Origin of the sequence: Kitasatospora sp. NPDC087271 (assembly GCF_044744605.1) — a bacterium.
Taxonomy (GTDB): domain Bacteria; phylum Actinomycetota; class Actinomycetes; order Streptomycetales; family Streptomycetaceae; genus Kitasatospora.
This window is the reverse complement of record NZ_JBIUYQ010000001.1, coordinates 258,091-270,662: the sequence shown is the minus strand read 5'-3', so window position 1 is coordinate 270,662 and position 12,572 is coordinate 258,091. Positions and strand designations below refer to the sequence as shown.

Here is a 12,572-nt window from a genome sequence, read left to right as displayed (position 1 = left end):
CATCAGGGCAGCGCCAGGGCGGTACGAGAGCAGTCGAGCACGGCACGAGCACGGCGTCGTCGGCGCGCCAGGAGGCGCGGCACGAGCGGGCGCCACGGTACGGCAGCGCGAAGATCATCGCCCCACCCTCAGGAGGAGGCCGCATGGCATCCAGCAGCAAGCGCCCCCGCTCCGGCACGTCCGGTGCCCCCGCGGCGGACGAGGCCGTCCCGCACGTGCGGGTGGCGGTGATCGGCTCCGGCTTCGGCGGTCTCGGCGCCGCGGTCCGGCTGCGCCGCGCCGGGATCACCGACTTCGTCGTCCTGGAGCGCGCGGACTCGGTCGGCGGCACCTGGCGCGACAACAGCTACCCCGGCTGCGCCTGCGACGTGCCCTCGCATCTCTACTCCTTCTCCTTCGCGCCCAACCCCGCGTGGCCGCGGAGCTTCTCCGGCCAGCCGGACATCCGCGCCTACCTGGAGAAGGTCGCCACCGTCTTCGGCCTCCGCCCGCACCTTCGGTTCAACACCGAAGTGCTGGAAGCGCGTTGGGAGGCCGAGCAGGTCCGCTGGCGGATCACCACCTCGGCCGGTCAGTGGACCGCGGACGCGGTGGTCTCCGCCGCCGGACCACTGGCGGACCCGCAGATCCCCGACCTGCCGGGGCTCGGCGCCTTCCCCGGCAAGGTGTTCCACTCCTCCCGCTGGGACCACGACTACGACCTGACCGGCAAGCGGGTCGCGATCGTCGGCACCGGAGCCTCCGCCGCCCAGATCATCCCGTCGATCCAGCCGAAGGTCGGCAGGTTGACGGTCTTCCAGCGCACGCCCGCCTGGGTCCTGCCGCGCCGGGACCGCGAGATCAGCCAGCTGGAGAAGTGGCTGCACGACCGAGTGCCGGTCACCGGGAAGATCCGCCGCGGCACCCTGTTCGCCCTCCGAGAGCTCCAGGTGGACGCCTTCGTGCGCCGCCCGGGCATGCTGCGCGTGGTCCAGCAACTCGCCGAACGCCACCTCGCCCAGGGCGTTCCCGACCCGGCCCTGCGCGCCAAGCTGACCCCGGACTACCGGATCGGCTGCAAGCGCATCCTGCTCAGCAACACCTACTACCCGGCGCTCGCCGCGGCCAACACCGAGGTCGTCGCCTCCGGCCTGCGCGAACTGCGCGGCTCCACCCTGGTCGCCGCCGACGGCAGCGAGCACGAGGTCGACGCCATCGTCTTCGGCACCGGCTTCCACGTCACCGACATGCCCATCGGGGCCCGGGTGTTCGGCGCCAACGGCACCAGCCTGGCGGAGGAGTGGAAGGACGGCATGGAGGCGCTGCGCGGCTCGGCGGTGCACGGCTTCCCGAACCTGTTCTTCGTGATCGGCCCCAACACCGGCCTCGGCAACAGCTCGATGATCCTGATGATCGAGTCCCAACTGAACTACCTGATCGACGCGTTGACCACGCTCGAATCGATCGGTGCCACCGCGATGCAGCCCACCGCCCGGGCCCAGCGGCAGTGGAACCTCGAACTCCAGCACCGGATGGACCGCACCGTCTGGACCACCGGCGGCTGCCGCAGCTGGTACCTGGATCCGAACGGCAAGAACACCGTGCTCTGGCCCGGCTCCACCACCGCGTTCCGCCGAGCCACCCGCAAGGTCGACCTCGGCGAGTACGAACTGATCATGCGCGCTGGCCAGGACGCCGCCCGTACCGCGCAGGAGGTGTCCGCATGAACGCCGCCGAGCTGCCCGCCGAGTACGTCCCGCCCGTTCCCGTCGAGGAGTTGAGCATCCGATCGGCGGACGGGATCCGGCTGCACGTCGAGGTCCACGGCCAACCCGGGGCGCCGACCGTCGTGCTCGCCCACGGCTGGACCTGCTCAACCGCCTTCTGGGCTCCGGTGATTCGCCAACTCGCCGACCGCTACCGAGTGGTGGCCTACGACCAGCGCGGCCATGGGCACAGCGAGATCCCGCCGAGCCGGGTCCGCTACTCCACCCGGGCACTGGCCGAGGACCTCTCCGCCGTCCTCGCCCGGACCGTCCCGGCGGGGGAGAAGGCCGTGCTCGCCGGGCACAGCATGGGTGGGATGACCATCATGGCCGCCGGTGGCCGCCCCGAGATCGCCGACCGGACCGCCGCCGCCGTCCTGGTCTCCACCGGGCCGGGGGAGCTGGTGGCCGAACTCGCCGTGCTGCCCGAGGCGGTGCGTTCCCCGGGGCTGCGCCGCTTTCTGAACCGCCTGCTGCTGCGCTCCCGGCTGCCGCTCGGGCCGGTCTCGCCGGTCAGCCGTGTCGCGCTCAAGTACGCGACCATGGGCCCGGGTTCGTCCGCCGGGCAGGTGGAGGCGACGGCCCGGATCGTGCACGCCTGCCCGACCGCCGTACGCGCCAACTGGGCGGGCGTCCTCGACCGCCTGGACGTCCGCGTCGGACTCGCCCGGCTCGCCGTACCGACCGCGGTCGTGGTCGGCACCGCGGACCGGTTGACCCCACCGGTGCACGCGCACCGGATCGTCGCCGAACTCGTAGACCCACAAGGGCTGTTGCTGCTTCCTGGGGTCGGGCACATGGCGCCGCTGGAGCGGCCGGTGGAGGTCGCGGCCGAGATCCACCGCTTGGCCGCCGCGTACCTGTCTGCCGCGCCCGCTTCCGTCTCCGCTCCTGCCGACTCCGCTCCTGCCCCCTCCACCTCCGCCTCCTCCGCCTCTGCGCCCGTCTCCGAGAGGACCGCCGCCGCATGAACGCCATCCCGCCGTTGTCCGCGCAGGTCGTCGTCGTCACCGGGGCCGCCCGCGGGGTCGGGGCTTCGCTCGCCCGCACGCTCGCCCGGCGCGGGGCTAAGGTCGCCCTCCTGGGGCTGGAGCCGGACGAGCTCAAGGCCGTCGCGGCGCAGTGCGGCGCGGCCGCGACCAGTTGGGAGGTGGACGTCACCGACCTCGACGCGCTCGGCGACGCCGCCCGTCGGATCAAGGAGCACTACGGCCGGATCGACACCGTGGTCGCCAACGCCGGCATCGCCATCGGCGGGCCGGTGGCGGACAGCGATCACCGGGCGTTCAGCCGGGTGATCGAGGTCAACCTGCTCGGCAGCGTCGCCACGGCCAGGGCATTCCTGCCCGCCCTCGCCGAGAGCCGGGGCTACCTGCTGCAGATCGCCTCGCTCGCCGCGCTCACTCCCGCGCCGCTGATGAGCGCGTACTGCGCCAGCAAGTCCGGGGTGGAGGCCTTCGCCCACTCGCTCCGCGCCGAGGTCGCCTACCAGGGGGTCAAGGTCGGCGTGGGATACCTGAGTTGGACCGACACCGACATGGTGCGCGGCGCCGACGAGGACGCCGTGCTCAAGCAGATGCGCACCAGGCTGCCGTGGCCGGCCAACAAGACCTACCCGCTGGAGCCCGCAGTGGAGCGGATCGTCGCCGGCATCGCCCGGAGGTCCGCCCACGTCTACGCGCAGGCCTGGCTGCGCGGCATGCAGCCGGTCCGCTGGCTGCTGCCGAGCCTGATCGCGGCGGTCGGCTCCCGCGACGTCGCCCGGATCGCGCCCCAGCTCGCCGCCACGGCCGCCTCCCGGTTGCGTGCCGTCGGCGCCGGCGGAGCTGCGGACACGGCGGTGCGGGGCGGCCGAAGCGGCGCCGTCGACTGACGGCCGTCGACTGACAACTGACAACTGACAGATTTCAACTGACGGATAACAGATAACAGATTTCAACAGCTGTTATCTGTTATCCGTCAGTTGTCCGTCGGTCCGCCTGGCCGCCCGGCCGCCCGTCACTCCATCCACTCCTCCGCCGTCCCCCGCGCGATCCGCGCCAGCGTCTCCAGCGCTCGCGTCAGCACGGGCAGCGGCGGCGAGGCCAGGGCGACCCGGACGGCGGACGGGGAACGCCGGGGGTCGGCGGCGAACGCCGCCGCGGGTGTGACGGCGATGCCCGCCCGCGCCGCCGCCGCGACGAACGTCTCCGCCCGCCAGGCCGCCGGCAGCTCCCACCACAGGTAGTACGAGCAGGGGTCGGCCCGGATGTCCTGCCCCGCCAGCACCTCGCGCGCCAGCAGCTGACGCGCGACGGCGTCGGCGCGCTTGGCTGCCGCGACCTCGGCCACGGTGCCGTCCCCGATCCAGCGCACGGCCGCCTCCAGGGCGAACCCGCTGGGCGTCCAGCCACCCGAGCGCAGTGCGCCCGCGATCCGCTCGCGCAGCGCGGCGGGGACGACCGCGAACCCGGTGGTCAGCCCGGGCGCGAGCCGCTTGGAGAGGCTGTCGACGAGGACGGTGCGTTCCGGTGCGAGGCTGGCGAGGGCGGTCAGCTCCGGGCGGAGGAAGGACCAGATCGCGTCCTCGACGACCGGCAGGTCGAGGCGGCGCAGCTCCTCGGCGAGGGCGGCCGTCCGCTCGTACGGCAGGCTCCCGCCGAGCGGGTTCTGCAGCCTCGGCTGGACGTAGACGGCGCGCAGCGGCGCGGCCCGGTGGGCGGTGGCCACGGCGTCGGGCAGCAGCCCGTGCTCGTCGACGGCCAGTGGCACGAGTGTGATGCCCAGCCGCTGGGTGACGGCCTTGACCACCGGGTAGGTCAGCGCCTCCACCCCCAGCCGGTAGCCGGGCGGCACCAGCGCGGACAGCGTCGCGGCGATGGCCTGCCGGCCGTTGCCCGCGAACAGCAATTCCTCCCCGGCGATCTCCGGGTTGACCTCCTGATCCCCGCCCGAAGGGCCCCCGCCCGACAGGTCCCCGCCCGACCGGACACCGTCCATCCGATCCCCACCCGTCCGGCGTTCGTCCGACAGCAGTGCCGCGAACGCCTGCCGGGCCGCACCCGTCCCGGCCGCGCCCACCGGTGCGAGCGCGGCACCCAGCGCGTCGGCCCGGAGCAGCGGCGCCAGTCCGGTGGCCAGCAGTCCGGCCTGCTCGGGGGCGGCGGGGTAGTTGAGTTCCAGGTCCACCGGTGCGCCGGCCGGTTCGGCGAGTGCCACCTGCCCGCCGGTTGCCCCGCCGCCGGCCCCCTGCCCGGCCCGGACGAAGGTGCCGCGCCCGACCTCCCCGGTGGTCAGTCCGCGCCGGGTCAGTTCCCGGTAGACGCGCCCGGCCGTGGAGTTGGCGATGCCCCGGCTGCGGGCGAAGGCACGCTGGGTGGGCAGTTGCCGGCCCGGTCGCAGCCGCCCGTCGGTGATGGCGCCGGCGATCTCGTCGGCGATCCGGCGGTAGTCGTCCATCGGGGGACCCCTCCACACGAGTTGACGGCATTGCATGGCATCGCACCGGTATTGCACCGAGTGCAAAGTCATCATTGCATTGAGATCGACGCCGGGCCTAGCCTCCTCGCATGGAAGCACTGACCTCCACCGCTCCCGCCGCATCCGCCCTGTCCGCTGTGGGCGGGCACGCCGTACTCGGGATCGCCGCCGTGGCGCTCGGGATGGTGCTGACACCGGGGCCCAACATGATCTACCTGGTCTCCCGGTCGATCGCCCAGGGCCGCCGCGCCGGGCTGCTGTCGCTGATCGGGGTGGCGGCCGGCTTCCTGGTCTACCTGGCCGCGGTGACGGCGGGCGTGGCCGCCGTGTTCTCGGTGGTGCCCGCCCTCTACACCGCGATCAAGCTGGCCGGCGCCGGCTACCTGCTGTGGCTGGCCTGGAAGGCCGTCCGTCCGGGCGGTACGGCGGTGTTCGCCCCGCAGCAGCTGCCGCCGGATCCGCCGCGCCGGCTGTTCGCGATGGGCTTTCTGACCTGCCTGCTCAACCCCAAGATCGCCATCATGTACATCTCGCTGCTGCCCCAGTTCGTGGCGCCCGAGCGCGGTCACGTCGCGGTGCAGAGCCTGGTGCTGGGGCTGACCCAGATCGTGGTGGCGGTCACCGTCAACGGGCTGATCGCGGTGAGCGCGGGAGGCATCGCGTCCTTCCTCAACCGCCGTCCCGCCTGGCTGCGGATCCAGCGCTACGCGATGGGGACGGTCCTCGGCGGCCTCGCCGTCCACCTCGCCGCCGACCGCGCCAAAGCCGTGGCAGCCTAGGCCCGTCGCCTCGGCCCGCAGTGCCGCAGTGCCGCAGTGCCGCAGTGCCGCGATGCCGCAATGCCGCGATGCCGCAGCGCCGCACTCCCCAGATCGGGTCCTAAGCCGCCCGTAGCACCTCGTACGCCGCCTGTAGGAAACGCCCGTCCAGCGCCGGCCCGGTGTTGGCCAGGGCCGCCACCGCGGCCGACGCCTGGGGCGAGAACCCGACGAAGGCGGTGAACCCCCGGGTCGCCCCGGCGTGGAAGTACAGGTCGCGCCCGCCCGGGCGGCGGTGGTTCCACACCAGGCACAGCTCGTCCGTCGAGCGCGGCAGCCGCAGCCGCGGCCGCTGGACCTCGCGCAGCGCGGCCGCCAGCTCGCCGTGGCCACCGCCGAGATGCGCCCTCAGGTAGCGCAACAGGTCGGCCCCGCTCGCCCGGAGCGCGCCGGCCCCCGGCAGTCCGGGGATGTGCCAGGGCGGCAGTTCCTGCCCGCGCCGGTACCCGACCGCCCGCCCCGGCGGGTCCGCCGTACAGGTGGTGGCACCGAGGCCCAGCGGTCGGAGGACCCGTTCGGCGAGCAGTTCCCCATAGGGCGAGCCGCCCGTCTCGGCGAGCACCCGACCGAGCAGCGCGACGCCGTAGTTGGAGTACCGGTACCGGCTGCCGGGCCTGCACCGTACGGTGGTTCGGGCCACCCCGGCCCTCAACTGCTCGTCCCCGAACGCGACGTACGGATTGGTGAACCAGGTCGGCACGGCGCGCGCGGCCAGTCCGGGCGGCAGCCGGGGCAGGCCCGAGGTGTGGGTGGCCAGGTGCAGCAGCCGGATCGGCTCGGGGGAGCGGACGGTCACCGGGCGCCAGCAGTCCGGCAGACGGCGTTCCACCGTGTCGTCCAGGGAGACGTCTCCGCGCGCGGCCATCTGTGCCAGCAACAGCGCGGTGAAGGTCTTGCTGACCGAACCGAGTTCGAAGACGGTGTCCGGCGAGCACGCGGCCGTCCGCCCGTGCCCGAGCCGCCCGTGGCAGCGCACCTCCTCCGCGTCCCCGCGCGTGACGGCGACCGTGACGGCGCTGGCGTACGGCCCGGCCGCGCGCACCACCTCCGCGACCGCCGGGCCAAGCCCGTTCACGCGACCGCCGTGGTGGCCCCGAGCGCCCGGGCGAGCGTGATGCCACCGGCCACCACCGCGACGACGGCGGTGTGCTGGTGGTCCTGGAACGCCTGCTCGCGGTCCTCGTCGACCGGTTCGGCGTCGCGCGGCAGCAGGCCGTCCTCGTGCTGGACGGCGGCCAGCGCGTCCCAGCCCTGCCGCCCGGTGGCCGGCTCACCGATGCACGCGTCGACCGCGAGGAGTTCGGCGGCGAGGTCCCACTGGCCGATCTCCAGCCAGATGTCGAGCCAGGCCGGCAGCCAGTCGCGCACGTGGTCGCGCATCGGCTCCGGCAGGCCGTCCGGGCGGGCGCCCCAGTCCGTGAGGTGGAAGACGGTGTGGGTGATGTCGTAGCCGGTCGTCCAGTTGACGGCCCACGGCTCGGGCGTGGCGCCCAGCCAGGTGCCGGCGGCGAGTGCGGCCCAGTCCGGCTGGTGGGCGAGCCCGATGACCCGTCGGGCGTTGGCGACCCCCAGACGCCGGTTGGGGTGGATCTCCTCGGCGTGCGTGGCCCGCAACCGGCTGAGCGAATCGAGCAGTTCCTCCAGCGCCGGGTGGCGGTAGCCGGCCCGGGCGAAGTGGGCGTAGGTCTCCAGCGGGTCGGTCATGGTGAAGTGGCGCAGCTGCCGCTCGTACAGCAGGTCGCCCTCGCGCAGTTGCGCCCAGGCGCGGTCGAGCAGCTCGCGTGCGGTGCGGGCCTCGGTGGGCCCGGTGACGCCGTCGCGCAGGATCAGCGAAGCGGCCAGCGCGCCACCCGTTCGACGGCTGCGGCGTACTCGTCGCGCAGTGGCGTCTCGGCGAAGGGCATCGGTGGTGTTCCTCCTGGTCGGGGAGCCCCCGGCGGGCGGCCTCGCGGGCGTGGGTTCGCGCGGAAGGGCTCACGGGCGCGAGTTCACGCGGACGGGCTCACGAGCGTGGGCTCACGAGCGCGGGTTCGCGCGGACGGTTCACGAACTCGGGCTCACGAGCCCTCGTCAGGCCCGCCGAGGAGCCGGGGAAGGGGTGGGCCGGTCCACGTCGGTGGACCGGCCCCGCGATCGGGCCGCCCGGCTACCGGGTCGGTGATCGGGTCGCCCGGCTGCTAGCGGGTCGACTTCTCCTTCGGCGGCTTCGGCGACAGCAACAGCGCCAGCAGCAGGAGTCCGAGGGCTTCGGGCGAGTACGTGGGCGCGTCGGACACGACGGCCTCGTCCTCCACCATCAGGCTCGCGAGTGTGTCCGTCTCGGCGCGCGTCGCGGTCGTCGCGGTCGTCGCGGTCGTGGCGGTCGGCGTGGTCGTGGCCTTGTGGGTCCGGCAGTGAGTAAGCATCAGAAGTGCCTCCTCAGTTGAGCGTCACCGCCCGTTCGGGCGATGCCCCCGTCCGAACGGTACGGGTGCGGCCCGGTACCTGCATCCGCAGATGGCCGGCAGGGATAGTCCGTTCGGAGTGGGCGCGGCCGCGGTGAGTCGGTACCGTCGGGGGCATGACCACAGCCTTGATCACCGGCGCGACCGCCGGCATCGGAGCCGCGTTCGCCCGCCGGCTCGCCCGCAGCGGCTACCAGCTCGTCCTGGTGGCCCGGGACACCGGGCGCCTGGAGCGTGCGAGCGCCGACCTGCACGCCGAGCACGGAATCGAGGTGGAGGTGCTGACCGCCGACCTCGCCACCGACGAGGGCATCGCGGCCGTCGAGGCCCGGCTCGCCGACTCCGCCCGCCCGGTGGACCTGCTCGTCAACAACGCCGGTTTCGGCAACAAGGGCGCGTTCGGGACCGTCCCGCTCCAGGACGAGCTGGACATGCTGAAGGTGCACATCGAGGCGATCCTGCGGCTGACCACGGCGGCCCTGCCGGGGATGCGCGAGCGCGGTCGCGGCGCGGTCGTGAACGTCGCCTCGGTGGCGGCGTTCCTGCCGCGCGGCACGTACGGGGCGAGCAAGGCGTGGGTGGTGAGTTTCACCCAGGGCGTGCTGCGCGACCTCGGTGGCACCGGGGTGCGGATGATGGCGCTGTGCCCGGGCTTCACCCGCACCGAGTTCCACCAGCGGGCCGGCATGGGCACCGGCAACATCCCGGCCTGGTCCTGGCTCTCGGCCGAGCGGGTGGTGGCGGAGGCGATGCGCGACCTGGCCCGGGGCCGCTCGTTGTCCGTGCCGGGCAAGCGCTACAAGGCGGTGGTGGCCCTCGCCCGCCTGTTGCCCTCCGGTCGGCTGGGCGGCCTGTCCTCGAAGGCGGCGCGCAGCTACCGGACGAACTGACGCGGTCGGGGCAGCCGGAGCGGTCGGACGGTAGGCCGGGCGGTCGCGGCGCCGTGGGAATAGATCCAGCCTCACTATTAGCTAGTCTAACTATGAGCTATTCTCGCTATGCTGGCGGCCGTCCGACCGCCCCACCCACGGAGGTTTGCCCTTGAGACCCACCACCATCAACTGGACCCCGCCCGAACGCGCCCAGGGCGAGCCCCGCCCGCCGGCCCAGTGGCGGCGCATCCTCGGCCTCTTCCGCCCGTACACGGGCCGCCTCACCGTCGTCGGGCTGCTGGTGGCCGCCTCCGCCGTGGTGTCGGTGGTCTCGCCGTTCCTGCTCAAGGCGGTCCTGGACACCGCGATCCCGCAGGGCCGCACCGGGCTGCTCAGCCTGCTCGCGCTCGGCATGGTTCTCGCGGCCGTGGTGAACAGCATCTTCAACGTCCTCCAGACGCTGATCTCCACCACCGTCGGCCAGCGCGTCATGCACGACCTGCGCACCGCCGTCTACAGCCACCTGCAACGGCAGTCGCTGGCGTTCTTCACCCGCACCCGCACCGGCGAGGTGCAGTCCCGGATCGCCAACGACATCGGCGGCATGCAGTCCACCGTGACGTCCACCGCGACCAGCCTGGTCTCCAACTTCACCGCGGTGATCGCCTCCGTGGTCGCCATGGTCGCGCTCGACTGGCGGCTCACCGTCGTCTCGCTGCTGCTGCTCCCGCTGTTCGTCTGGATCAGCCGGCGGGTCGGCAACGAGCGCAAGAAGATCACCACCGAGCGGCAGAAGCAGCTGGCCGCGATGAGTTCGGCGGTCCAGGAGTCGCTGTCGGTCAGCGGCATCCTGCTCGGCCGCACGATGGGCCGTTCCGACTCGCTCGCCCGTGAGTTCACCGGGCAGTCCGACCAGTTGGCCGACCTCGAAGTGCGGGCCAGCATGGCCGGGCGCTGGCGGATGAACACCATCCAGATCGTCATGGCCGCGATGCCCGCGGTCATCTACTGGGCGGCGGGGCTGTCCGCGGCGGGCGGCGCGCCGATCGTCTCGGTCGGCACCCTGGTCGCCTTCGTCACCCTCCAGCAGGGCCTGTTCCGCCCGACCGTCAGCCTGCTCTCCACCGGCGTGGACGTGCAGACCTCGCTCGCGCTCTTCCAGCGCATCTTCGAGTACCTCGACCTGCCGGTGGAGATCGCCGAGCCGCCGAAGCCGCGGAGCCTGACCGACATCCGCGGCGAGGTCCGCTTCGAGGACGTCGACTTCCGCTACGACCCCGCGCAGGAGCGGCCGACGCTCTCCGGGGTCGAACTCAAGGTCCCGGCCGGGAGCTCGCTGGCCGTGGTCGGTGAGACGGGCTCCGGCAAGACCACGCTCAGCTACCTCGTCCCGCGTCTGTACGACGTCACCGGCGGCCGGGTCACCATCGACGGCGTGGACGTGCGCGAACTGTCCTTCGACACGCTGGCCCGCGCGGTCGGCGTGGTCTCCCAGGAGACCTACCTCTTCCACGCCTCGGTCGCCGAGAACCTGCGCTTCGCCAAGCCGGAGGCCACCGACGCCGAACTGGTCGAAGCCGCCCGGGCCGCGCAGGTCCACGAGACCATCGCCGCCCTGCCGGACGGCTACGACACCCTGGTCGGCGAGCGCGGCTACCGCTTCTCCGGCGGCGAGAAGCAGCGCCTCGCGCTCGCCCGGACGATCCTGCGCAACCCGCCGGTGCTGATCCTCGACGAGGCCACCAGCGCGCTCGACAACCGCACCGAGCAGGCCGTCCAGCAGGCCGTGGACACCCTGGCCGCCGGCCGCACCACCATCACCATCGCGCACCGGCTCTCCACCGTCCGGGGCGCCGACCAGATCGCCGTCCTCGACCACGGTGAGGTGGTCGAACTCGGCACCCATGACGAACTGGTGGAGCTGGACGGCCGCTACGCGGCACTGCTGCGCCGGGAGGCGCCGGAGCCGGCCGCCGTCGTACCGGGGCCGGCCGCGCTCGGACACGTGTGAGCGCCCGAGCGGGTGCGGCGCGACGTGATGTGGCGGGGTGTGACGTAGCGAGGTGTGGCGGGGTGTGATGCGGCGCGGCGCGCGGCCGGGGCCTACGCGGCCTTCGGCGCCTCGTTGTAGCTCTCCGCGACCTCCTGGCCGGAGAGCCGCTGGATCGCCGCCATCACCTCGTCGGTCACCTGCCGACGGGCCTTCAGCGAGCGGGCCTGCCCGTGCAGCTCGTCGAAGTGCAGCGGCTCGCCGAACCGGACGGTCACCTTCTTGATCCGCGGCACCCGCTTGCCGACCGGCAGGATCTGCTCCGGCCCCTCCAGCGCCACCGGCACCACCGGTACGCCCGCGGTCAGCGCCAGCCAGGCGACGCCCGTCTTGCCCCGGTAGAGCCGGCCGTCCAGCGACCGGGTGCCCTCGGGGTAGATGCCGAAGGCCTTGCCGTCCTCCAGGATCTCCAGCGCCGACTCCAGCGAGGCCTGAGCGGAACGGTAGGTGCCGCGCTCGACCGGCACCGCGCCGATCGCCTCGAAGAAGTCCTTGGAGAGCCGGCCCTTGAGCCCCGTTCCGGTGAAGTACTCGGCCTTGGCGAGGAAGTGGACCCGGCGCGGGGCGGTGAGCGGGATCACCACGCTGTCGATGAAGGACAGGTGGTTGCTGGCCAGGATGACCCCGCCCTTGCGCGGCACGTTCTCGATGCCCTCGATGGTCGGCCGCCAGATGCCGCGTGAGACGGGTTTCAGCACCAGCCTGGTGGCGAGATCGAGCATGGTCCCTCCCTGGACGAACGATCGCCCGGGAGGAGCCCGGGCCTGCAATCAGATCCGCAGACTACGACAACCACCCCCGCGGCCGTCCACTCCCGGCGACCGTGGCGCGCACCACGGCCGGGTAGGGTACGCCCGTCCGAACAGAGCACGACCCCGCAGTACCAGGAGGGCACGATGGAGACCACCGAGGCGATCAAGGCCATGTTCGACCGTTTCGACAAGAACGGCGACGGCAAGATCACTCCGGCCGAATACGCGCTGGTCGCGAACGAGATGGGCGACCACGACGTGACGCTGTCGATGGCCGAGGCCCTGATCCACGCCATGGACACCCACCACCAGGGCTTCCTGACCTTCGACGAGTTCCTGGCCGCCCGCCAGCGCTGAGCGTGCCGACGGGTCCGGTCGCCGTACCGGCGGCGCCGGGCCCGGTGCGACACGGCTCCTCAGGGCTCCTCAGGG

Annotated in this window: 12 protein-coding genes; 7 read left to right on the top strand and 5 right to left on the bottom strand. The window is 73.0% G+C overall.

Features of this window, described 5'->3' with window-relative positions:
- The first annotated feature begins 143 nt into the window (after positions 1–143).
- The 3 genes from ACIO9K_RS01155 to ACIO9K_RS01145 are packed head-to-tail and all read left to right on the top strand — an operon-like array spanning position 144 to position 3,618.
- Positions 144–1,706, top strand: a complete 1,563-nt coding sequence (locus ACIO9K_RS01155) for a flavin-containing monooxygenase (RefSeq protein ID WP_400325838.1) — start codon at positions 144–146, stop codon at positions 1,704–1,706.
- Positions 1,703–2,716 (top strand): alpha/beta fold hydrolase, encoded by a 1,014-nt coding sequence (locus tag ACIO9K_RS01150; RefSeq protein ID WP_400325835.1) that lies wholly within the window; start codon positions 1,703–1,705, stop codon positions 2,714–2,716. The genes ACIO9K_RS01155 and ACIO9K_RS01150 overlap by 4 nt, the downstream gene beginning before the upstream one ends.
- On the top strand, positions 2,713–3,618 hold the full coding sequence (locus ACIO9K_RS01145; RefSeq protein ID WP_400325832.1) for an SDR family oxidoreductase: 906 nt from the start codon (positions 2,713–2,715) through the stop codon (positions 3,616–3,618). The genes ACIO9K_RS01150 and ACIO9K_RS01145 overlap by 4 nt, the downstream gene beginning before the upstream one ends.
- A 125-nt stretch (positions 3,619–3,743) precedes the next feature.
- On the opposite strand, the gene ACIO9K_RS01140 is transcribed toward ACIO9K_RS01145, so the two are convergent.
- Positions 3,744–5,183: a PLP-dependent aminotransferase family protein gene (locus ACIO9K_RS01140; RefSeq protein ID WP_400325829.1), complete on the bottom strand. Its 1,440-nt coding sequence runs from the start codon at positions 5,181–5,183 to the stop codon at positions 3,744–3,746.
- 203 nt (positions 5,184–5,386) lie between these two features.
- Here ACIO9K_RS01140 and ACIO9K_RS01135 point away from each other — a divergent pair, with 203 nt between their 5' ends.
- Positions 5,387–5,983, top strand: a complete 597-nt coding sequence (locus tag ACIO9K_RS01135; protein WP_400326621.1) for a LysE family translocator — start codon at positions 5,387–5,389, stop codon at positions 5,981–5,983.
- A gap of 100 nt (positions 5,984–6,083) precedes the next feature.
- Here the strand turns inward: ACIO9K_RS01135 and ACIO9K_RS01130 are convergent, their stop codons facing one another.
- From ACIO9K_RS01130 to ACIO9K_RS01120, 3 genes are all read right to left on the bottom strand, one after another.
- Positions 6,084–7,097 (bottom strand): serine hydrolase domain-containing protein, encoded by a 1,014-nt coding sequence (locus ACIO9K_RS01130; RefSeq protein WP_400325826.1) that lies wholly within the window; start codon positions 7,095–7,097, stop codon positions 6,084–6,086.
- Complete coding sequence (locus tag ACIO9K_RS01125) at positions 7,094–7,846, bottom strand: DUF6895 family protein (protein WP_400326618.1); 753 nt, start codon at positions 7,844–7,846, stop codon at positions 7,094–7,096. The genes ACIO9K_RS01130 and ACIO9K_RS01125 overlap by 4 nt, the downstream gene beginning before the upstream one ends.
- A gap of 353 nt (positions 7,847–8,199) precedes the next feature.
- Positions 8,200–8,427 (bottom strand): hypothetical protein, encoded by a 228-nt coding sequence (locus tag ACIO9K_RS01120; protein WP_400325823.1) that lies wholly within the window; start codon positions 8,425–8,427, stop codon positions 8,200–8,202.
- 155 nt (positions 8,428–8,582) lie between these two features.
- Here ACIO9K_RS01120 and ACIO9K_RS01115 point away from each other — a divergent pair, with 155 nt between their 5' ends.
- On the top strand, positions 8,583–9,356 hold the full coding sequence (locus tag ACIO9K_RS01115) for an SDR family oxidoreductase (RefSeq protein ID WP_363579335.1): 774 nt from the start codon (positions 8,583–8,585) through the stop codon (positions 9,354–9,356).
- Positions 9,357–9,507: 151 nt separating this feature from the next.
- A complete protein-coding gene (locus tag ACIO9K_RS01110; protein ID WP_400325820.1) occupies positions 9,508–11,349 on the top strand; it encodes an ABC transporter ATP-binding protein in 1,842 nt (613 codons plus the stop codon).
- A gap of 92 nt (positions 11,350–11,441) precedes the next feature.
- On the opposite strand, the gene ACIO9K_RS01105 is transcribed toward ACIO9K_RS01110, so the two are convergent.
- Positions 11,442–12,110 carry a lysophospholipid acyltransferase family protein gene (locus ACIO9K_RS01105; protein WP_363579331.1) on the bottom strand — a complete coding sequence of 223 codons (669 nt, stop codon included), beginning with the start codon at positions 12,108–12,110 and terminating at the stop codon, positions 11,442–11,444.
- A gap of 174 nt (positions 12,111–12,284) precedes the next feature.
- Between ACIO9K_RS01105 and ACIO9K_RS01100 the strand changes: the two genes are divergently transcribed.
- Positions 12,285–12,497, top strand: coding sequence for an EF-hand domain-containing protein (locus tag ACIO9K_RS01100; RefSeq protein ID WP_363579329.1), 213 nt, complete (start codon positions 12,285–12,287; stop codon positions 12,495–12,497).
- Positions 12,498–12,572: the final 75 nt, after the last annotated feature.

Bases quoted from the DNA above. Each gene is read 5' to 3' on its own strand.
- ACIO9K_RS01155 (WP_400325838.1), top strand. From the start codon at position 144: ATGGCATCCAGCAGCAAGCGCCCCCGCTCCGGCACGTCCGGTGCCCCC.
- ACIO9K_RS01150 (WP_400325835.1), top strand. From the start codon at position 1,703: ATGAACGCCGCCGAGCTGCCCGCCGAGTACGTCCCGCCCGTTCCCGTC.
- ACIO9K_RS01145 (WP_400325832.1), top strand. From the start codon at position 2,713: ATGAACGCCATCCCGCCGTTGTCCGCGCAGGTCGTCGTCGTCACCGGG.
- ACIO9K_RS01140 (WP_400325829.1), bottom strand. From the start codon at position 5,183: ATGGACGACTACCGCCGGATCGCCGACGAGATCGCCGGCGCCATCACC.
- ACIO9K_RS01135 (WP_400326621.1), top strand. From the start codon at position 5,387: ATGGTGCTGACACCGGGGCCCAACATGATCTACCTGGTCTCCCGGTCG.
- ACIO9K_RS01120 (WP_400325823.1), bottom strand. From the start codon at position 8,427: ATGCTTACTCACTGCCGGACCCACAAGGCCACGACCACGCCGACCGCC.
- ACIO9K_RS01115 (WP_363579335.1), top strand. From the start codon at position 8,583: ATGACCACAGCCTTGATCACCGGCGCGACCGCCGGCATCGGAGCCGCG.
- ACIO9K_RS01105 (WP_363579331.1), bottom strand. From the start codon at position 12,110: ATGCTCGATCTCGCCACCAGGCTGGTGCTGAAACCCGTCTCACGCGGC.
- ACIO9K_RS01100 (WP_363579329.1), top strand. From the start codon at position 12,285: ATGGAGACCACCGAGGCGATCAAGGCCATGTTCGACCGTTTCGACAAG.